Origin of the sequence: Aliivibrio sp. S4MY1, from assembly GCF_028765545.1 — a bacterium.
Lineage (GTDB): Bacteria > Pseudomonadota > Gammaproteobacteria > Enterobacterales > Vibrionaceae > Aliivibrio.
In genome coordinates, this window is the sequence record NZ_JARACP010000008.1 from 214,277 (window position 1) to 234,636 (window position 20,360).

General features: G+C 37.0%; 19 protein-coding genes, 5 tRNA genes and 1 riboswitch. Of the genes, 9 read left to right on the plus strand and 15 right to left on the minus strand.

Going from position 1 to position 20,360, the window contains the following annotated elements:
* The first annotated feature begins 39 nt into the window (after positions 1 to 39).
* The 3 genes from PVK71_RS11125 to PVK71_RS11135 all read left to right on the plus strand — a co-directional run bounded on the left by PVK71_RS11125 (position 40) and on the right by PVK71_RS11135 (position 3,048).
* Positions 40 to 1,728 (plus strand): NAD-dependent malic enzyme, encoded by a 1,689-nt coding sequence (locus PVK71_RS11125; RefSeq protein WP_274418531.1) that lies wholly within the window; start codon positions 40 to 42, stop codon positions 1,726 to 1,728.
* Between the two features lie 284 nt (positions 1,729 to 2,012).
* Positions 2,013 to 2,345 carry a DUF3392 domain-containing protein gene (locus tag PVK71_RS11130; RefSeq protein ID WP_274418533.1) on the plus strand — a complete coding sequence of 111 codons (333 nt, stop codon included), beginning with the start codon at positions 2,013 to 2,015 and terminating at the stop codon, positions 2,343 to 2,345.
* Positions 2,346 to 2,370: 25 nt separating this feature from the next.
* A complete protein-coding gene (locus PVK71_RS11135) occupies positions 2,371 to 3,048 on the plus strand; it encodes a SanA/YdcF family protein (protein WP_274418535.1) in 678 nt (225 codons plus the stop codon).
* Positions 3,049 to 3,104: 56 nt separating this feature from the next.
* On the opposite strand, the gene PVK71_RS11140 is transcribed toward PVK71_RS11135, so the two are convergent.
* Together PVK71_RS11140 and PVK71_RS11145 are read right to left on the minus strand one after the other, a co-directional pair.
* Positions 3,105 to 4,349 (minus strand): GGDEF domain-containing protein, encoded by a 1,245-nt coding sequence (locus tag PVK71_RS11140; RefSeq protein ID WP_274418536.1) that lies wholly within the window; start codon positions 4,347 to 4,349, stop codon positions 3,105 to 3,107.
* Positions 4,350 to 4,972: 623 nt separating this feature from the next.
* On the minus strand, positions 4,973 to 6,247 hold the full coding sequence (locus PVK71_RS11145) for a MipA/OmpV family protein (RefSeq protein ID WP_274418567.1): 1,275 nt from the start codon (positions 6,245 to 6,247) through the stop codon (positions 4,973 to 4,975).
* 200 nt (positions 6,248 to 6,447) lie between these two features.
* Here PVK71_RS11145 and PVK71_RS11150 point away from each other — a divergent pair, with 200 nt between their 5' ends.
* On the plus strand, positions 6,448 to 6,801 hold the full coding sequence (locus PVK71_RS11150; protein ID WP_274418537.1) for a hypothetical protein: 354 nt from the start codon (positions 6,448 to 6,450) through the stop codon (positions 6,799 to 6,801).
* A 39-nt stretch (positions 6,802 to 6,840) separates the two neighbouring features.
* Here PVK71_RS11150 and PVK71_RS11155 read toward each other — a convergent pair whose 3' ends face one another.
* The 11 genes from PVK71_RS11155 to torR form a co-directional block, all read right to left on the minus strand.
* Complete coding sequence (locus PVK71_RS11155; protein ID WP_274418538.1) at positions 6,841 to 7,683, minus strand: energy-coupling factor transporter transmembrane component T family protein; 843 nt, start codon at positions 7,681 to 7,683, stop codon at positions 6,841 to 6,843.
* Positions 7,673 to 9,382 carry an ABC transporter ATP-binding protein gene (locus PVK71_RS11160; protein WP_274418539.1) on the minus strand — a complete coding sequence of 570 codons (1,710 nt, stop codon included), beginning with the start codon at positions 9,380 to 9,382 and terminating at the stop codon, positions 7,673 to 7,675. The genes PVK71_RS11155 and PVK71_RS11160 overlap by 11 nt, the downstream gene beginning before the upstream one ends.
* 3 nt (positions 9,383 to 9,385) lie before the next feature.
* Positions 9,386 to 9,937, minus strand: coding sequence for an ECF-type riboflavin transporter substrate-binding protein (locus tag PVK71_RS11165; RefSeq protein ID WP_130045574.1), 552 nt, complete (start codon positions 9,935 to 9,937; stop codon positions 9,386 to 9,388).
* Positions 9,938 to 10,141: 204 nt separating this feature from the next.
* Positions 10,142 to 10,228: transfer RNA gene (locus tag PVK71_RS11170), tRNA-Leu, on the minus strand.
* A 101-nt stretch (positions 10,229 to 10,329) separates the two neighbouring features.
* Positions 10,330 to 10,403: transfer RNA gene (locus tag PVK71_RS11175), tRNA-Cys, on the minus strand.
* A gap of 76 nt (positions 10,404 to 10,479) precedes the next feature.
* Positions 10,480 to 10,566 (minus strand) — tRNA-Leu (locus PVK71_RS11180).
* 107 nt (positions 10,567 to 10,673) lie between these two features.
* A tRNA-Gly gene (locus PVK71_RS11185) sits at positions 10,674 to 10,749 on the minus strand.
* 11 nt (positions 10,750 to 10,760) lie between these two features.
* Positions 10,761 to 10,834, minus strand: a tRNA-Cys gene (locus tag PVK71_RS11190).
* Positions 10,835 to 10,961: 127 nt separating this feature from the next.
* The gene (gene rluF, locus PVK71_RS11195; RefSeq protein ID WP_274418541.1) at positions 10,962 to 11,906 is read right to left on the minus strand and encodes a 23S rRNA pseudouridine(2604) synthase RluF; all 945 of its coding nucleotides are present in this window, start codon (positions 11,904 to 11,906) and stop codon (positions 10,962 to 10,964) included.
* Positions 11,907 to 12,024: 118 nt separating this feature from the next.
* On the minus strand, positions 12,025 to 13,470 hold the full coding sequence (locus PVK71_RS11200) for a hypothetical protein (RefSeq protein WP_274418542.1): 1,446 nt from the start codon (positions 13,468 to 13,470) through the stop codon (positions 12,025 to 12,027).
* Between the two features lie 204 nt (positions 13,471 to 13,674).
* On the minus strand, positions 13,675 to 14,373 hold the full coding sequence (gene torR, locus PVK71_RS11205; RefSeq protein ID WP_130045571.1) for a two-component system response regulator TorR: 699 nt from the start codon (positions 14,371 to 14,373) through the stop codon (positions 13,675 to 13,677).
* A 235-nt stretch (positions 14,374 to 14,608) separates the two neighbouring features.
* Between torR and torD the strand changes: the two genes are divergently transcribed.
* The 3 genes from torD to PVK71_RS11220 all read left to right on the plus strand — a co-directional run bounded on the left by torD (position 14,609) and on the right by PVK71_RS11220 (position 17,490).
* Positions 14,609 to 15,256, plus strand: coding sequence for a molecular chaperone TorD (torD, locus tag PVK71_RS11210; RefSeq protein ID WP_274418543.1), 648 nt, complete (start codon positions 14,609 to 14,611; stop codon positions 15,254 to 15,256).
* A gap of 274 nt (positions 15,257 to 15,530) precedes the next feature.
* Positions 15,531 to 16,538, plus strand: a complete 1,008-nt coding sequence (gene purR / locus PVK71_RS11215) for an HTH-type transcriptional repressor PurR (RefSeq protein WP_274418546.1) — start codon at positions 15,531 to 15,533, stop codon at positions 16,536 to 16,538.
* A gap of 156 nt (positions 16,539 to 16,694) precedes the next feature.
* A riboswitch (cyclic di-GMP riboswitch) is annotated at positions 16,695 to 16,776 on the plus strand.
* 126 nt (positions 16,777 to 16,902) lie between these two features.
* Positions 16,903 to 17,490, plus strand: a complete 588-nt coding sequence (locus PVK71_RS11220) for a TfoX/Sxy family DNA transformation protein (protein WP_274418547.1) — start codon at positions 16,903 to 16,905, stop codon at positions 17,488 to 17,490.
* Positions 17,491 to 17,537: 47 nt separating this feature from the next.
* Here the strand turns inward: PVK71_RS11220 and PVK71_RS11225 are convergent, their stop codons facing one another.
* Complete coding sequence (locus tag PVK71_RS11225) at positions 17,538 to 18,275, minus strand: hypothetical protein (RefSeq protein WP_274418549.1); 738 nt, start codon at positions 18,273 to 18,275, stop codon at positions 17,538 to 17,540.
* A gap of 139 nt (positions 18,276 to 18,414) precedes the next feature.
* Here PVK71_RS11225 and PVK71_RS11230 point away from each other — a divergent pair, with 139 nt between their 5' ends.
* Positions 18,415 to 18,717 carry an MGMT family protein gene (locus PVK71_RS11230; RefSeq protein WP_274418551.1) on the plus strand — a complete coding sequence of 101 codons (303 nt, stop codon included), beginning with the start codon at positions 18,415 to 18,417 and terminating at the stop codon, positions 18,715 to 18,717.
* Positions 18,718 to 18,753: 36 nt separating this feature from the next.
* Here the strand turns inward: PVK71_RS11230 and PVK71_RS11235 are convergent, their stop codons facing one another.
* Positions 18,754 to 19,257: a YbaY family lipoprotein gene (locus tag PVK71_RS11235; RefSeq protein WP_274418552.1), complete on the minus strand. Its 504-nt coding sequence runs from the start codon at positions 19,255 to 19,257 to the stop codon at positions 18,754 to 18,756.
* Between the two features lie 230 nt (positions 19,258 to 19,487).
* Between PVK71_RS11235 and tesB the strand changes: the two genes are divergently transcribed.
* On the plus strand, positions 19,488 to 20,351 hold the full coding sequence (gene tesB, locus PVK71_RS11240) for an acyl-CoA thioesterase II (protein WP_274418554.1): 864 nt from the start codon (positions 19,488 to 19,490) through the stop codon (positions 20,349 to 20,351).
* The last annotated feature ends 9 nt before the right edge of the window (positions 20,352 to 20,360 follow it).

The following is a 20,360-nucleotide window of genomic DNA, read 5'->3' on the forward strand; positions in this document are numbered from 1 at the left end:
AGGATCTGTGGTTCATTCTTGATTTGAAGAAGCATAACAATGAATAACAACAAACGTCCCCTATATATCCCTTATGCTGGCCCAGCACTTCTAAGTACCCCTCTGCTAAATAAAGGCAGCGCATTCAGCACTACTGAGCGTAAGTATTTTAACTTAGAAGGCTTACTTCCTGAAGCAATCGAAAGCATCGAAGAGCAAACTGGTCGTGCTTATAAGCAGTATCAAAGTTTTGAAAATGATATGGATAAACATATCTATCTACGTAATATTCAAGACACGAATGAAACTCTGTTTTATCGTTTAGTTCAAAATCACATCAGCGAAATGATGCCAATTATTTACACTCCAACCGTTGGTGCAGCGTGTGAAAACTTCTCAAACATTTATCGTCGTGGTCGTGGGTTATTTATCTCTTATGAGAACAAAAATCGAATTGATGACCTATTAAACAATGCCGCAAACCAAAACGTAAAAGTGATTGTAGTTACTGATGGCGAACGTATTCTTGGTCTTGGTGATCAGGGTATCGGGGGAATGGGTATTCCTATTGGTAAATTAGCGCTGTATACCGCATGTGGTGGTATTAGCCCTGCGCATACTCTACCTATCGTTCTTGATGTAGGTACTAATAACCCTCAACGTCTAGCTGACCCTATGTACATGGGCTGGCGTCATCCTCGTGTAACGGGTGATGAATATGCTGAGTTTGTTGAGGACTTTATTCGAGCCGTTCAACGTCGCTGGCCTCAAGCACTAGTTCAATTTGAAGATTTCGCACAAAAAAATGCGATGCCTCTACTTGAGCGCTACAAAAATCGTATCTGTTGCTTTAATGATGATATTCAAGGTACCGCTGCCGTTACAGTGGGTTCTTTACTTGCAGCATGTAAAGCCGCGGGCAGTTCATTAGCCCAACAACGTGTTACCTTCTTAGGTGCAGGTTCAGCGGGTTGTGGTATTGCTGAAGCGATTATTGCTCAAATGGTATCTGAAGGTATTTCTGATGCGCAAGCACGCTCACAAGTGTACATGGTTGACCGTTGGGGCTTATTACAAGAAGGCATGCCAAACCTACTTGATTTCCAACAACGTTTAGTACAAAAAACTGAAAATACGAAAGATTGGGTTTCTGAAGAGCCTAACTATTCACTTGTCGATGTAATGCGTAATGCAAAACCAACAGTGTTAATTGGTGTATCTGGCGCTCCTGGTTTATTCAGCAAAGAAGTTATCCAAGAGATGCATAAACACTGCGAACGCCCTATTGTGTTCCCATTATCAAACCCAACAAGCCGAGTTGAAGCTACACCGAATGACATTATTCGCTGGACTAATGGACAAGCACTAGTCGCAACAGGTAGCCCATTCGATCCTGTAACACACGATGGCCAAATCTACCCAATTGCACAATGTAACAACAGCTTTATCTTCCCTGGTATTGGTCTAGGCGTACTGGCAATTAAAGCGACTCGTGTTTCAGATGAAATGTTACAAGAATCAAGCCGAGCATTAGCAGAATGTTCACCGCTTGCTATTAATGGGTCTGGAGCCCTTCTTCCACCACTAGAAGAGATCCACACAGTATCCAAGAAAATTGCCTTTGCCGTTGCTAAAAAAGCAATTGAACAAGGGTATGCACTAGAGATTACTGACGAAGCACTGCATCAAAAAATTGAGCAATACTTCTGGAAACCAGTATACCGTCGTTACAAACGTACTGCGTTTTAATTAAAAATTCCCACCAAAATCAAAACCAGAGAAAATTTCTCTGGTTTTTTTTCAACTATATGTTTCTATTATACCAATCACAGTAAGTAAGTGATCAGAAATAGCGCAGGAAAAATGCTTGAGAACAAGGCGGTACTTTTCAATAAATAGTTTCGATAAGTAGTTATTTTACAATCAAAAATTTCAACGCAGTTATCGAGCATTTTAACCAGCTAGAGTAATCAGCTATTTACTACGATTGGTATTACTTATATAAACTACATAGACTTTAAAAAGATACTTATATGAATCACGTGATTTCTTTCTTTAACTCAATGGGAAGCTACTTAACCCCATACTTATCAGATATTTCAGTTGCTATGATTGCTTGTGCTTTAGTCATGCTAGGAGGGGATATAAATCGAGCACTTCGTGCTTTTCTATCTGGTAAACACTTTTTAATTCGTACCTGTGCTTTTATCGGTGTAAATGCTTTTGGTTATGGTCTATTAATTGTAAAAGCATCACCCTTTCTCACTTCTGCACTGCGAACTATTGAACCCGCTTTTATGCTTGCTATTGTTCTTTCTACCTTTATTATTATCGGTATGTGGGCACAAAAAAATCGCCAAGTATAATATCTACTCATCAAGTTGAGGCTCAATGAAACTCCCTTTACTTTATCATGTTAAGTTATGGTTGAAAATTATCACGCTAATCATAGGGGTTATTGTGTCTGCTGTTTTGCTGGCAGATTTATCTATTTCTTTATCTACATCATCTCAACTATATAAAAATATTGAAGCTCTGCCTTCTCAAGAAACAGCACTCGTACTGGGTACCAGTAAATACATTCGTCGGACGTTAAACCCATACTATCAATACCGTATTGATGCTGCCATTGAGTTATACAAACAAAATAAAGTAACCCACTTTCTATTGAGTGGTGATAATGCTCATCGTTCCTACAATGAACCATGGACAATGAAAAGAGACTTGTTGAAAGCTGGGATCCCAGAAGAAAATATTACTCTTGATTACGCAGGCTTTAGAACGCTTGATTCTGTACAAAGGGCAACACAAATATTTGATGCTAATAGTCTTACTATCGTCACTCAAAAATTTCACTGTCAGCGAGCTGTCTTCATTGCTAACCATTTCTCTATGGATACAGTCTGCTTAGTGGTGCCTTCTCCTACAGGCTGGGCGAATACAAAAATTAGAATAAGAGAAATATTAGCTAGAACGAAAGCGTTATTAGACCTATATATTTTTAATGTACAACCTAAGTTTTTAGGTCCAAAAGAACCAATAAAACACCAGCTCCTTCCTGTTGAATAAAAAGCCTTATTACGTCATCAATATTAAGGCTTTTTATATAATTTAGTTTATTGCAGTTAAATTCTGAAACAAATACTTTCACCCGCATTCATCACATTAGCACTGGTTACTACTTGATTTCGACCTGCGTTTTTTGCTTTATATAACGCATCATCTGCACGAGCAATAACCTCACTGATGCGTTCATCTTTCATCTCTGCTATGCCTAAGCTACAGGTCAATGATTCATTATGGCACCATAAATGATGCTCAACGATTCTACGAATGTGTTCTGCTTTCTCTGTCGCTTGTTGTGCATTATGGTTTGGACAGAAAACGATAAATTCTTCCCCTCCCCAACGCACTAAAAAATCCGTATTTTTAATTGCACTTGTCACGACTAACACAAACTCTCTTAATATATCATCTCCAATTTGATGACCAAGTTTGTCATTAATCTTTTTAAAATAGTCTATATCTATATAGATAACAGAAAACGCCTGCTTACCCCAACGAACCTGTTGAGACATTTGATCTAACCAATCTCGTACAGCATTTCTATTTCGAGCTCCCGTTAATGAATCACGATGCGCAAGTTCTGCAAATTCAACGTTTTTTTCTTTAAGTGTGTCATTTAATTTACGTAATCGACCTTCGCGATAAGCACTTGCTTTAAGGCTTCGATTTAATCTCTTCTGTTCATATAAAATATAAGCAATAATTATAACTAGCCACGCATACAGAATAATTTTAAGTAGTGTATTCTCTTTAATCCATGAGCCACGTAGTTCTATACTATTAATGGTTATTTCAAACTCACCACTTTTTACTGTCGATGAAGTGGCTATTTCAATAATTGATACATTTGAAAATTCTGGAGCGGCGTGCTCTACTGACACTTTATAATCAGCAATCCACCACGTCATAACTTGGAAGTCCGCCAAAGCTATTTCTTTAGGTCCAGCGTTAAAACCTGGCTCATATTCAATCCCATTGAACTTAAGTGATGCAGCATCATTTCGTTTCGTATAAATAGGGTTACTGTTTCGCAAATAAACACGTAATCGACCATTTGGGTCAGCACTTTTATAGTCAATATCTAAAATAAGTTTTGAATATAATGAAAGATCAATACCTTCAAATATGCTATCGGAAAAATGGATCGCAACTTCACAATATGGCCAAGCATATTTTCCTTTTTTCATAGTACAGTGCATTGAAGGTTTGCCATTTTTTTCAGCTAAAACAGCCTCACTGATACCACCAACTTTTTTATCATCCGCTGCATAATATTGATATTGTTCAGGGCTAATAGTTATCATTTTAGTATCTCCCCTAAAGTGATACCAAATTAATGCACCAATAGATAAGATCAACATTCCTATTGTAATTTTTTGAAAAACTCGCATTGTATTCCTTTACTAAACGTATCGAATTTTTTGATATTCATTCCAAAAAAATAATAACTCACATATTTCGCATCGCAAAACAAATTTTATCGACTCTAACTAAAAAGTATAAGTTGCACGACTTTTTATGACTAACATCAAATATTCAATATAATTAGATAACACTATTGACAATAACCACAATAGATAATGCACTGATAAAAAAGGACAATATTATGACCTAGCGTCACTTATTTGGCTTTCTTGTGTTTTGTAGTATTCCTATTATAGATTTTAATTATACGAATGTAACTAATTAGATGATCTATTTATTACGCAGGAAAATCACTTAAGAGTAAGGCAAAAATCTTATAAGTAGTTATTCTACAATAATAATTTTTAACGCAACTATTGAGTGATTTAACCAGTAATAATAATCAGATAATTAATGGTATTGGTATTACTAACACTTTGATATAAAATAAAAAGCCAGAAATAACAATGGCGCTCAATATGAACGCCATTGCTATTATGTTTAACTAAATGAAACTATTTATCTATATATCGAATTGAATATAAATAGAGTTGTAGTTACTGCCGCCTTTTATACGATTATATTGGGATGAGTTCTCAAAAATTGCAGAGCGGTGATGAATACTATAACCAAGCCATACGCCATCTAAATCTCGCTGATTAAATAAATCACCCAAATTCACATCAAAAGAAAAATCTAGATAGTTTAATAACTTACTTTCTTTATACCCCTTTCTATCCATTTCGGACTGTTCGATGTAAGAAACGCGATTGATGTACGATAGGCCTTCAGCAACACCAAATCGCCATTTGGTTGGCCATGGGATCGTCGCATAGGCCTTAATCGCAACAACAAATTCTGAATTTAAATTTTGTACATCTGATTGCCAATGCTGAACATAACCAGGAGTTAAGTACAAATCGATGGGCAGTGAAAATAGCTCATCCGTTAAGGGTAGGCCATAAAAAACAGACGTCATTTGGTTATTATGCGGGTCTTTTTCAGAATCTAAACGGATAATATCGCCAATATTAGATGGTGTTGCCCAACCATGAGCAACTCGCAAATACGGCTTATTGCTAATATTTTTTCTCGATCTAGAGTTATCAGTAAAGAAGCCAACACCTAGGAAATACTCAAATTCCCAACGATTATCAATATATTGACTACTGTAAGCACTATCATCTAAGCGAGATACATAACTACCACCAAGAAGATATAGATTAGACGTAACATGATAACGAGACATAAACCCCGCTTTTACATCAACACCTGCACTTAATGTGTCATTGCTGCTGTCATTTAAACCATAGTAATAATTATTAAACTCTGATTCTTTCCATCGAGCTTCTATGCTTGGATTAAACCACCAATCTCCTGATTCTATTTCTGCCCCAAGTCTAAAGTTCATATAAGAGCGAAATTTAGGATCAACCATTAATTCAGTATCAAAGAACCATTCATTATTGATGCTATATCGAGCTTGGAGACCAGTATCCACAACATCTCCGCCCGCCTTATTTTGAGCTTCTTTGGGTAGATCAAAATAACGCAAACGCATCAATGCACTTAGCTGCCAATCACTCTGTTGATATAGGTATACGCCACCTTCCATTCCATTAATAAAAACGTAATCATTTTCAAAAAACATCATCGGAATAAAAGTCGATACTGTTTCAGTCTCTGTTGTATAAGGAATACTTGCAGTTCGAATAACAGCTGCAATCCCCCAGTCCTTTTCTTTTTCCTTTAAAGGAACAATCTGATCTTCTGAGTAAGCTGAACTGACAAAAAGCAATGGGACAATAATTAAACATAGGCGCTTTAGGTTAAAAACATATTTATACAAAAGAAGTACTCTACATTAAGTTAATAATAGTGATTGATTAAAAGACAAACGAACTAAGCAATTGAAGTGAAATATAATTTCAATCGACTTTAGAATTTAAGTATAGTGTTGATACTAATGAATAGTAATCCATCTCTTGAGAAAAAAGTGTGAAAATTTCAAAACTGATTCAAAACTTACAAGATATTAAAGCATCCAGTAACGATGACTTAGAGGTCGTAACAGGTGAAGAGTGGTTTCCAGAGCAATTATTGAATACTTCAGTAAACCATAACATGGCATTCTTGCACTTTGACCGCATGCCTAATGATATTCCTGCTGAGATTGACGCTCGTGGCTTTCTTGAACATGAAGAAGTGCTTATTAAAAAGCTTATTAATAATGTAATTTTTAGTGAACTAGAGCCTGAAGATATGGTTAATAAACTCACTTCGATGTTAATTTTCAGCCATGAAAATATCAGCTCTGATGTGATTGAGCACTTTAGTGAAACCGAAAAATAAAAAGTAGGCATAATACCTACTTTTCATTATTTAATGCTATTACCCAAATGGATACCAAAAGAGATTCGTTTCAACAACACGCTTGGTAATAGCTAAAATCATAATAACTAGCAACCCACTAATCACGAGCTTATCAGCTCTTGTCATTGCCTTTTCACTAAACCATGTTCTGCTTTTTGCTCTCCCAAAACCTCTTAATACCATAGCATTAGAAATTTCATCAGCTCTATCTAGGCTAGAAAAGATCAATGGCCCAAGTATTTTGGCAATATTACTAATACGAGTAAATACAGGTACGTTCTTCGACAAATCAACTCCGCGAGCTTGTTGTGCATGCATAATATTCACAAAATCACTTTTTACTTCAGGTAAATAACGTAATGTTAAGCTTACTGCATAAGCAATTTTATACGGTAAGCCAATACGATTTAAGCTTGCAGCAAATTCCGTCGGATGCGTTGTAAATACAAACACAAGAGCAATTGGGAACATACTAAAGTATTTTAAAGTCACGGTTATTAAGTAAAATAAGGTCTCTTGTGTAATCGCATAACTACCAAAAATTGGCATTATCACGGTTGTTGAACCCAGCAGTTCATTGCCTTGATTGGGAGCAAGTAAAAACATAAACACCGCATTCATGCTTAGAACTGTCGCAGTGCCAATCAGCAATGGTTTATATGCTTTAAATGGCACTTTTGTCGCCCTTAGCAAATATAAACCAATCATGATCAGTGGAACAATGATCCGTAAATCAAATGTCGTCAAGACTACCGTTATCCATGTTATAAATAGAAGAAACTTGGTTACGCCATTTAAACGGTGAAGCCAAGTATCTAAATCCACATAGTTAATACCAAAACTTTGTTTATCAGTGGACATTCTTTTTACTCTCATGTTCTGCGGTTATGAACTGCTGTATAAAGCCTGTAATATTGGTAATACCTAGCTTCTCTGCTAGCTCATATAAGCTTGTTACGGTTAAATTTGCTTTATTTAACAATTCCGGTTTACTAAAGATATGAGTTACTTTTTGATCAGCAATACATTTACTATCAGCAATTACAATAGCGCGAGTGGTATGTTCTAATACTAGGTGCATATCATGCGAAATAATAAGTACAGTTAAACCAAGTTCACGATTTAGCTGATTAATGAAGCTCAACATCGAGGTATAATTTTGATAATCTTGCCCAGCAGTTGGCTCATCAAGGATCAATAATTCAGGTTCAAGAACTAAAATTGATGCAATAGTGACTCGCTTCTTTTGCCCATAGCTCAATGCATCAATAGGCCAGTGACGAAAACGGCTTAATCCGCATAAATCTAAGGCTCTAAGTACTTTATCTTCTGTTTCTTTTTCTGATAAACCACTATTCACTAAACCAAACGCAACTTCATCATAAATCATATGGTGAGAAATCATATGGTTTGGGTTTTGTAGCACCACCCCCACTTTTTGTGAGCGCTCATAAATAGACAACTCGGCGAGATCTTGACCATTTAATGCAATAGAACCTTGATCAGGGTGTAAAACGCCCATTACAAGTTTTGTTATTGTCGATTTACCAGATCCATTTTTGCCTAAAATAGAGACAAATTCGCCTTTATTCACCGTAAAAGAGACATCTTCTAGTGCATTGATCTTACCATCGTATGAATAGCTCAGGTTTTCAATAGACAAAAGCGTCTCTTCTCTTACGTCTAAAGGTGTTGAAGGCTCATTATCTAAAAACCAAGAATCAACCGCTGGTTTAATTTGATTGTTAGGTATTGATGCTAGATGACTACAGTTTGCTAATGAGCTAAGGTCAATACCACATCGTTTTAATAACGAAATATACAATGGCTCTCTAATACCGTGCTCTGCTAATAGCGAGGATCGAATTAACGCATCAGGCGTCATATCCGCAACTATCTCACCTTGATCCATTAAAATTATACGATCCACAGAACGATAAAGAACGTCTTCTAAACGGTGCTCAATAATAACAACCGTTTTACCACTGTTTTTATGCAAATCATCAATAATGTCAATCGTTGCCTTGCCTGTTTTTGGGTCAAGACTTGCTAATGGTTCATCAAACAATAAAATATCAACATCGTCTACCAGAATACCGCCAAGTGATACTCGCTGTTTCTGCCCGCCACTAAGGTCATAAGGCGATTTTTTCAATAGCTGTTCAAGGTCAACCATTTTAGCCGTATCACGAACAATCGGATACATTTTAGCTCTTGATACCATTTGATTTTCAAGAGCAAAAGCAATGTCCTCGCCAACCGTTAAGCCTACAAATTGGCTGTCAGTATCTTGTAAAACCGTACCTACATTTTCAGTATATTGTTCTATAGGCCATTCTGACACATTATGGTCATTAATATGAAGTTGCCCCTGGCTCTCACCTTTAATGGTATGAGGAATAAGACCATTCAAACATTGGCCTAATGTTGACTTACCACTACCGCTTGGGCCGATAATTAAGATCTTTTCTCCTTGCTCTATCCTTAGATTGATATTTTTAAGCGTCGGCTTATCCTGTGACGCATATCGAAAAGAGAAATTAGAAAAGGTTACGCTCATTTATTATGGCGCCTCTGTTAGGTTTGTGCTTTGCTGCTTACGTTTTGCTAGGTTAGTCAAAATAAAGTAACCCACGATCGCAATAAGCACCGTATTACCTGCTGCAATAATGCAAAGCTGCATAAATACTTTTGTGAATGGTTCTGCATATAAAATAGTGTCTAAGAAAGCAGAAGTACCGTAACCAATTACATTGCCTGCAAAGGCCAATACAACGAAAATGAAAAAGTCTTTTTTATCAAAAAGTCCCGATTCAATACGTTTTTTTGTAATGATAGGAAATAAACCAATAACCAAGCCAACAATGCCAGAGCCAAGTACCCACGTAAGCCAAACTCCCCAACCTGCAAACAAATCTGTTACCCAGTGGCCAATAAAACCAACTAAGAAGCCTACGATCGGTCCATAAAGTACCGAGAATAATGCAAGCACAGCCATGGCTGGTTTTAATGTTGTATTCGCAAATACAGGAATACCAAACATTGGTAAGCCACCAATACCATACAGAGCAGCACCGATAGCAATAACAACAACAGTTTTAGCAGAAAGGTTCATAATCTTTGCCTTGAAGCATAAATGAGATAAATAAGTAGAAAGGCGCATTATACAGTAACTTGCGCGGTTTGGAAATATTTACATCTAGACGTCTACACGTTTTTTAAGGCACTAATTACTCAGTTTGATATAAATTCGGATAGCCGTTTTGATTTAATAAAAAAGAAAAAAGGCTCATCATTTCTGATGAGCCTTTCTAATTGATGGTGCCCCGGGCCGGACTTGAACCGGCACAGCGCGAACGCCGAGGGATTTTAAATCCCTTGTGTCTACCAATTCCACCACCAGGGCACGCAATTTCTTGCGATGCTTCTAACCATGACTCTAATTAAAGAGAGGTGACACCATCTTCATTACCGCTACTGCCGTAATGTTTAATTTTATTGAGTAAGTGGAGGCGCCTCCCGGAGTCGAACCGAGGTCCACGGATTTGCAATCCGCTGCATAGCCACTCTGCCAAGGCGCCATTTTTACTTACGCTGTTACTTTTGTGTTATTAAATAACACGTTATATTAAAATTTACATTCCAATATAAAATAGATGGTGCCCCGGGCCGGACTTGAACCGGCACAGCGCGAACGCCGAGGGATTTTAAATCCCTTGTGTCTACCAATTCCACCACCAGGGCACGCAATTCTTTATTGCGATGCTCCTAACCAATGTGTTCTAAAAAGAACGGTTAGACACCATCTTTTAAAACAGTCAATTAATACCTTGACTATTTTTTACAAAATCTGGAGCGACACACGAGGTTCGAACTCGTGACCTCAACCTTGGCAAGGTTGCGCTCTACCAGCTGAGCTAGTGTCGCATTATAAAGAATGGAGGCGCCTCCCGGAGTCGAACCGAGGTCCACGGATTTGCAATCCGCTGCATAGCCACTCTGCCAAGGCGCCATCTCTTTACGGGGCTTAATGTAACTTATTTAAAAAAAGAGTCAAACAAAAATTTTAATTTAACTCTCTGTTTGTAGACTTTATCGCCAAAACGTTGATAAATTAGCTAACACGTTGAAAAAACAACCTATTTGGCTCGCCATACTTTAATTTCTGATTGCCCTTTACCTTTCGGTTTGCGATCAGTATTACGGCTTGAGCTAGATTTACCAAAACGCTCTTCTTTGGTTTTTTCACGGCGTTTTTCATTAAACGTATTATTTGAGTGATGATTACGACCTGAACTGGCCTTTTTTAAGACTCTAATCTTTCCATCAACTTCTTTGACTTTACGAGAGGCTTCTTCTGTTTTACTTGATTCGCCTATCATACTATTAATCTCGTTCATTTCAGAAGTCGTTAAATAACGCCATTCTCCAGAAGCTAACTTACCGAGATCAATATTCATTATACGCACACGTTTTAGTTTAAATACTTCATAATCTAAATATTCACACATACGACGAATTTGGCGATTTAGCCCTTGAGTTAACGTAATTCGAAATACAAATCGCGATTCTTGTTTAATCTTACAAGGTAAAGTAACCGTATCTAAAATAGGTACGCCAGCTGCCATTTTCTGTAAGAATTCCTCAGTAATAGGCTTATCAACACGTACTACATATTCTTTTTCATGAGCATTACCTGCACGTAAGATCTTATTTACAATATCGCCATCGCTGGTTAAAAAGATCAAACCATCTGACGGCTTATCCAAACGTCCAATTGGGAAGATACGTTGTTCATGATTAATGAAATCAACGATATTTCCTTCCACATGACGTTCAGTTGTACAAGTAATACCTACGGGTTTATTAAACGCAATATAGATACGCTCTTGTTTCGCTTTTAGCGGTTTACCATCAACTAAAACTTCATCACCTTCAGCGACTTTTGTCCCCATTTCAGGAACCTTGCCATTAATAGTAATACGTTCTTGATCAATAAGCTTATCGGCTTCTCTGCGCGAGCAGTAACCAGTATCACTGATGAATTTATTTAAGCGAGTTAATTTAGGTTCTGGTGATGTCATGATGTACCTCAAAAAAGTGAACAAGCGCAGTTTATCAGAAACGGATAAATATCCAATAAAAAAGCACCCTCAGCGATTACCTTGGGTGCTTATATCAACAAAATCAAAAGTGTTAATATTATTTGATCTCTGTTTCTACCTTAATTTCTTCTGCCGGTGCAGACACTGTTGTACTCTCAACTGGTATTGACTCAGCGTCAACATTTACAGCATCAGTTGATGATACTTCTGCTTCAACAGTTTCAGCTACCACTTCTTTACTCTCTTGAGTTTCAGCCTCTTTAGTATTAGTTGGTTCAGCAATCGCTGCCGTATCTTCTACTGTGGTCGGCTCTTCAGAAGAAGATAATGATTCTTCTGCTGCTTTTTCCGCTACTTCCTTTTCTTTATAAGAGGCAATAACTGAATTTAAGTTGTTAATTAGATTATCATTACGCTCTAATTGTTGAGTTAATACAAGCACTTGCTTTTGAACATCAGCACGGTCATTAGTTTGCTTCTCAACGGTAACTTCTAAAGTCTTAATTTGAACATTTAGATCTTTAATTTTTGCTTCCAGATCAGCGGTATTATTTTTTTCATGCATTTGTTGCACATCAGCCAGAATGGATTCTGTTTGAATTCTCAATGGTTGATTACGGTAATCATCACCGTTAATCGCTTGAGATACAGAAAGTAATTTATTCTCAAACTCTAAAACGGTTTGCTCAAATTGGCCATTTTTAACTGCTTTCAATAACTTAACTTCAGCTGCCATATTTTTTAAATGATCAATCTGAAAACGTGTTTTAGCAACTACATCAGCAACCAGTGCCTGATCACGATTGTTCGCTTGAACCGCTTTTTTTGTTTTGTCTAATTCTGCTTTTGTTTGCCCATAGCTAATGGGTGCAATGGCTTTAAAACCTTTACTTGATAATATTGAAAACTCTTTTTCTAATGGCTCAACATGAATTTTCAGTGTCGTTTTGATTTCCGTTACTTTAGCTTTAGTCAGGAAAGAAGCCTGTTCTGTTTGTGCTTCAGCAATATCATCTTCGATAACCGTAACAAATAAAGCTTTGTATTGGTTATTTAGGTTAGCAAACTCCTGAGAGTAATAGCGTTGCACATCAATTGAATTGATATAAGCCATCTGTGCTATTGCATCAGATAGCACGATATCTGCATTTTCTTTGTAGCTTTTTAGTTTATTAAATTGTGCATTCGCATTTGTCACTAACGACATATATTTAGCCGCATAAGAACCAGAAGAGAACATTGAGTACTCTTCATTAATTAAACCTGGCTCTTTTTCAATTTCTAAGAAGATCTCTTTCGCTTCTAGCCACTCATCCATCATAGAGGCATAAGTAGACTCTGAATAAATTTGGAATTCAGAGACTGAATCAAACGTCGTTTTATCCACTGAATATTGCTTCTGAAGTGCATCAAATGTTGCTATTGATGGCATATTTACATTCTGTTCTACCGAGGCTGCAGAAGTTTCTCCACCAGTACTTTGACAACCCACCACACCAACTAATGCTGAGGCAATCACTGCCACTTTGAAATATTGTTTCATCCTAAACCTATTAATAATTATGTTTGAATAGACAAGCGCAAGCACTCTAAGCTTATTTTATTATAAAAAGCACTTTTAATCAGCTTTTCTTATAGATGAGTCACTAATAATATTGACAACCAATATAGGCAACTAAGATAGGCAACAAAAAAGCCACTCAAATCCTGAGTGGCTTTTAATAAAATAAAAATAACTTAGGAGAAATTAATCCCCTGCGAACATGTACCCTTCGCCATGAACAGTAACAAAAATTTGTGGATTTTTAGGGTCCATTTCCATTTTCGCACGCATTCTACGAATCAATACATCAATGGTTCTGTCATTTGGCGCATCTACTCGATGACTGATCATATTCAAGATACGCTCACGTGATAGAACCGTATTAGGATATGACGACAGCGCAACTAACAACTCATATTCTGCTTTTGTTAATTTTACTGGTTCACCATTATTTGATAATGCTCGACGTTGAATATCAAATGTCCACTCGCCAAAACGAACTACATTTGATTCATCTAACTCTGCCGGTTCATTAGCTAATGACATACGCCAAAATAAGTTTTTAACTCGAACTAAAAGTTCACGTAGCTCAACAGGTTTCGTAACGTAATCATCCGCACCCATTTCCAAGCCTACGATTCGATCAATACTATCAGTTCGTCCTGTAACAAGAATAATACCAATATTAGATTGGCTACGCAGTTCGCGTGCCAACAATAAACCATCCTCTCCTGGTAGGTTTATATCAAGCATAATTAAATCAACTTTTTGTTCAGCCAAAATAGTTCGCATTTCTGCACCTGTTTCAGCCTCGCTCACTTGATATCCCTCGGCTTCAAAATAGCCTACAAGTTTAGAGCGAGTTACCACTTCGTCTTCAACAACTAAAATGTGATAGCTCATAATTTTCTCTTTTTATGGTTATTTGGATGGTTCTTATCTTATTCTATTCATATTTTGTAATAATGCCAATTTTCAGTTGATATATCTGTAATTTGTTTGATTCAAAACAAATCTTAACCAAAATCCGGCTTTAATCTTTACATATATATTTATACACGCTGTTAATGATAGGTGCTATTCCTTTTCACACTTATCCAGTACAATTCCTATATAAATTTTTTGGAGTGACTAATACATGAACGAATTGACTGCATTTAACGAACAACGCGCTGAAATTTACTGGTGGTTATCAAGTTTATTAACAAGCGAATTAACCGCAGAACAATTAGAAGAATACAATAGTTTTGAAGTTCGTACATTTTTATCAAACTTAGCTGAAACCGCAGAATTATCTAGCTCAGTGAGCGCTCTAATTGAAAAGTTAAATCAATTACAAAAACGTGAAGACGCTCAACTTGAACTTTCTGCTGACTTTTGCCAAGCTTTTTTAGGTTCAGATAAAAGCAGTGCTCTACCTTATGCATCACTATACCTTGATAAATCAGGTCTTTTGAATGCAAAACCAGCACAAGAAATGCGTGCACTATTAGAGAAATATAACATAGCACAAAAAGCTGAATTTAATGAGCCAGCCGATCACATTGCCATTGAACTTGATTTTCTTGGTAATTTAATCGTAATGACAAACCAACAAGCTTCTGAAGAAGAATTTGAAGCTTACATGGACGCTCAATTAAACTTCATTAATGAGCAACTCTTGTCATGGACACCACGCTTTAGTCAAATCTGCCAAGAGCGTGATGGCTTCGGCTTCTACGCAGCTGTTACACATTTATTAGTGACTTTCTTACAGTTAGATGCAGCATTCCTTACTGGTGAGTAATTGAGTCACTCATTTTGATGATATAAATTAACAAGTACGTGATGTAAATCAGATTACAACTAGAATTTATGAAATCAATAATTGTTTGCACTATACTTTACCTATAATATGTGTACGCAAACGATAAAATTAAAACATTAAATAAAAGCCGCATTTTTAGCGGTTTTTTTCATTTATCAGGGCCTATTTATCTTCCATCAGTTCTTTAAAAGAGCAACACCTATTTTGTTGGAACATAAATAGCCCCTTATTTTTACTATATTAAGGCTTAAATATGGCTACAATTAAAGATGTTGCAAAACTAGCAGCGGTATCAACAACAACCGTATCTCACGTAATAAATAAAACTCGCTTCGTCGCTGAAGCAACACAAAAACGTGTGTGGGAAGCTGTCGACGAATTAAATTACGCACCAAGTGCCGTAGCTCGTAGTTTAAAATGCAACACAACACGAACTATCGGTATGCTAGTCACGCAATCATTCAACCCTTTTTTTGCAGAAGTAATGCATGGTGTTGAAAATTACTGTTACAAACAAGGCTACACATTATTTATGTGTAATACCGAAGGTGATCTAGAAAAGCAAAAACATTACATCCGTATGTTGGCAGAGAAACGAGTAGATGGCTTACTTGTTATGTGTTCTGATCTTAATGAGCAACTTCTTGCTCTTCTTGAAAAAAACACCGAACTACCTATGGTTATCATGGACTGGGGCCCAGACAGCCCGCACACAGATAAAATCATTGATAATTCAGAAAAAGGTGGCTACTTAGCGACTAAACATTTAATTGAAAAAGGTCATACTGAAATTGCATGTATTACGGGTCAAGCAGATAAAGCTACATGTAATGAGCGAATCCATGGCTTTAAACGTGCGCATGAAGAAGCAGGATTACCCTTTAATCCAAATTGGATTTTAGAAGGTGATTTTGAATGTGCTTCTGCATCTAAAGCTATAGATAAACTAATCGCAATGGACAAACAGCCAACGGCTATATTCTGTTTCAATGACATTATGGCATTAGCGGCTATTAGCCGAATTAAGCAGGCTGGTTTGCGAGTACCTGAAGACATATCAGTAATTGGATACGATAATATTGAATTATCTGCTTATTTCTCTCCACCACTAACAACAATTCATCAGCCTAAGCGAAGAGTCGGAAAAACTGCGGTTGAAATTTTATTAGAGCGTATAAAAGATAAGCATCACGAGCGTCGTATTTTTGAAATGCAGCCTGAAGTAGTGTCTCGAAATAGTGTTTTTGATAAGACTAAATAATAACGTTTAAATTTACAAAACAAGAACAATCAACGCCATTCCCTAGGGAAAGTTGAACCAACTTAACAAAAATGACGTTAATTTTATGGAGCAAGATCACACTTTTTGGTTTTTTTTGGTCTCTTGACTTATTGATTGCTATATCATCATCCAAAGTCACGAACAGGGCAAACTGTGCGAAAGTGCAGGACGCAAAGCTTCCGGCCTAAGTTTTATATAAGGTAGCGGGGTTGCCGATGGCAAGTATTCTTTTATGTATTGTTAATTTTTACTTTAAAATAACAATACTATATTTTGAACTTGCTACTATTTCCTCGGGCTCAGTTGTTTAGTGACATAGACTTACTAACCGAGAATTATTGCAATGGATAAACCAGTACTAAAAGAATCACTCCGTCTCCTCTCATCTCTAGGAAAGATCACTTCACGTTCTATGTTTGGTGGTTTCGGTATATTCATCGATAGCACTATGTTCGCACTTGTCGTTCAAGATAAGCTGCATTTAAGAGCAAGTGATGACACTATCAACTTATTTAAAGAACAAGGATTTGAACCATACGTTTATAAAAAACGTGGTTTTCCTGTCGTGACCAAATATTTTGCAATTTCAGCAGAATGTTGGGAAGAACCTGATTCAATCTTATTACAAGCGGTTATCGCTCTAGATGTCGCTAAAAAAGATAAAGAAAAACAAAAATCAGAAGGTCCATCTCGAATTAAAGACCTACCAAATTTACGATTAGCAACAGAAAGAATGCTTAAAAAGGCAGGAATTAATACTGTTGAAGAACTTCGTGATACAGGGTCAGTTAACGCATACAAAGCAATTCAACAAACGCATTCTATCAGTGTGAGCGATGAATTACTTTGGTCTCTTGAAGGTGCTATAAAAGGTACTCACTGGTCTGTTATTTCATCAGCAACCAGAGATGAATTAAGAAAGCAACTGTAAAACAACTCACTGTTATCATCAGTTTTACTTCTAAATAGATGATGGACCTAATCTGTTGGTTCATCATCTACCTGCATCATAAAATCAGTTATCCAACCAATCATTAAAATCATCAACCACGAGATCATCACAGAAGTAGGTACCTCGAACTTAGGTGAAATAATTAAGGTAGCAAATGCTATAACCGGTAAAAGCCATGACAGCATAGTGAGCCAATCACGATACTTTGAGGTGCCAACACTCTGTAAACACACAATAAGACCGGTAATAGAAAGGGCAACCAGTGCCGCATGTTGCAAACCACCTATCCATAATGGAACGACCAGAACCAAAGGCCACCACGCATTTCGATTCACAGGTTTCCAACTTCTCGCAGCTATCCACACTAAAATAACACTGATAATTTGAATCAATGTTAAAGACGCAGCCCCTTCTAACTTACCTTCATACTGTAATGCCATTATTCCAGCCTCCATCGCTACCACTACCGCAATGATAAAAGCAATTAAATGGATACTTTTACGTCGTGAAAATATCACCATCAGCAATGGAAATAGAGTCCAAACAGAGATAGATAACGATAAAGGTTGCTCACTTAGCGTCCAACCAAATAGCGAAATACCACTCACTAACACCCAAGTAGCCACACCACCCTGAGGAATCAACCACAACATTGGAATAGCCAAAGCTAATAAAGGAAGCTCACCTTCACTAACCCCAAACGCTAATACACCAATAACGACAAGTATGATGCTTAATATAATAGATAATACAGTCAAAACCATCTTCTCCCCTCCTTGGTATCAAGCGGTTTACTTTGTTATTATTTCAGTTTAGCGGTAATAGTTAGCTTTATCACTGACTCACCTCACTTTTCTAAGATATTACTTATCTGGATTGGCACACATTAAGGTATTCATTTCAATGGACGAATTTACTCAAAGTATTTATACAAATCTATATTATGTACCAAAGGGCCGAGTGATTACTTATGGGGAACTTGCAACATTGGCAGGCTTTCCTAATCATTCTAGGCACGTAGGAAAAGTATTATCACAACTGCCAAAAGAGACGCTATTACCATGGCATCGAGTTGTTAATGCTCAAGGAAAGATATCACTACAAGGTGGGAGATTTGAAAAACAGAAGCAATTACTTGAAGAGGAAGATATATTAATAAAAGAAAATGGGAGTGTTTCAAACTTTAAACAAGTAGTTATGCCTTAAAACACAACTACTTATTTTATATACTATTTTTCGATATTATTGACGAACGCCTTTTAGCATTAAGTCTTGTTGCATCGTTTTTGCTTCATCAGTAATAACGGCGTAGTTCGTATCTGTTGTGAAACGTAATTTACCATCCACTTTGATTGTTGCACGTACAGAATAGCGATGATTTGCTTGAATATCTGCCGTATCAAACTCTAAAGAATAATCAAATGGCGATGACTTATCTGCTGCTTCAAAAGTTTGCTCGGTAATCGTTTTAGATGGCGCATCAGCTAGTGATATGTCTTCTAATGTAACCGTAATTACCGCATTTGTAGGTAATGCAATACGCTCACGGTAACCAACACTACCCGTGACTACTTGTGTTTCAGCCATTTCAATTACGTCAGTATTTGCAGCATCTATTTGAGTTACTTCCTCTTGAACTACCACTTCTTGTTTTACCGTTTCTTTTTCAGATTTATCGGTTGAATTACAGCCAACCATTGTAATCCCTGTAGCTACCGATAACGCCACCAATAATGATTTTTTCATTTTATTCTCTCTTTGTTATATATTTTGATAAAAACAGCATTAATATAAACCTAATATATTAAACTGTCTTCTCATCAACTCTATCTTTGACAGAAAACTAACTCAACGACCGTAAAATCACATGGTTCTGATGTTATTCTGACCAAGTTAACATCTTGTTTAACTTATTGAACTCAAACTGAATCTACCTCACAATAGAATAATTACGTTACTGGTATTAAGGCAAAGAAATGAATAAAGCATTAAATGAATTATTGACCCTCTTACAGCTCGAACAATTAGAACAAGGTTTATTCAGAGGTCAAAGTGAAAACCTCGGTTTACCGCAAGTTTATGGTGGGCAAGTGATTGGGCAAGCACTTTCAGCTGCTCGTTATACCGTAGATAACGCAAGAACGGTGCACTCTTTTCATAGCTACTTTCTTCACCCTGGCGACCCAGAAAAAGCGATCATTTATGATGTTGAAAATCTAAGAGATGGTCGAAGCTTTAGTACTCGTCGTGTTAAAGCCATTCAAAATGGCCGCCCCATTTTCTATTTAACTGCTTCTTATCATGGTGATGAACCTGGTTTTGAACACCAATCATCAATGCCTGACATTGCTGGCCCTGAAAACTTTGCTTCAGAAACGCAATTAGCAGAAGCCATTAAGCACGTACTTCCGCCAGCGGTTCAGAAAATATTTTGTGGCGAAAAACCGATTGAAGTTCGTCCTGTTAATATCGTTAATCCATTAGCACCTAAAAAAGCAGCACCAACACAGCATTTATGGATCAAAGCAAACGGCGATTTGCCAGATAACCAATTAATTCATCAATATTTATTAGCTTACGCTTCTGATTGGGGATTTTTGCCAACAGCATTACACCCACATGAAGTCAGCTTATTAACGCCAAATTTCCAAGTTGCTACGATTGATCACTCAATGTGGTTCCACCGCCCATTTAAAATGGATGAGTGGTTGCTTTACTCTATTGAAAGCACCAATGCGAGCGGCTCTCGAGGCTTAGTTCGTGGGGAGATATTTAATCAGAAAGGTGAGCTTGTGGCGTCTGCAATGCAAGAAGGCGTGATGAGAATGAAGAACAAATAACACTCAGCT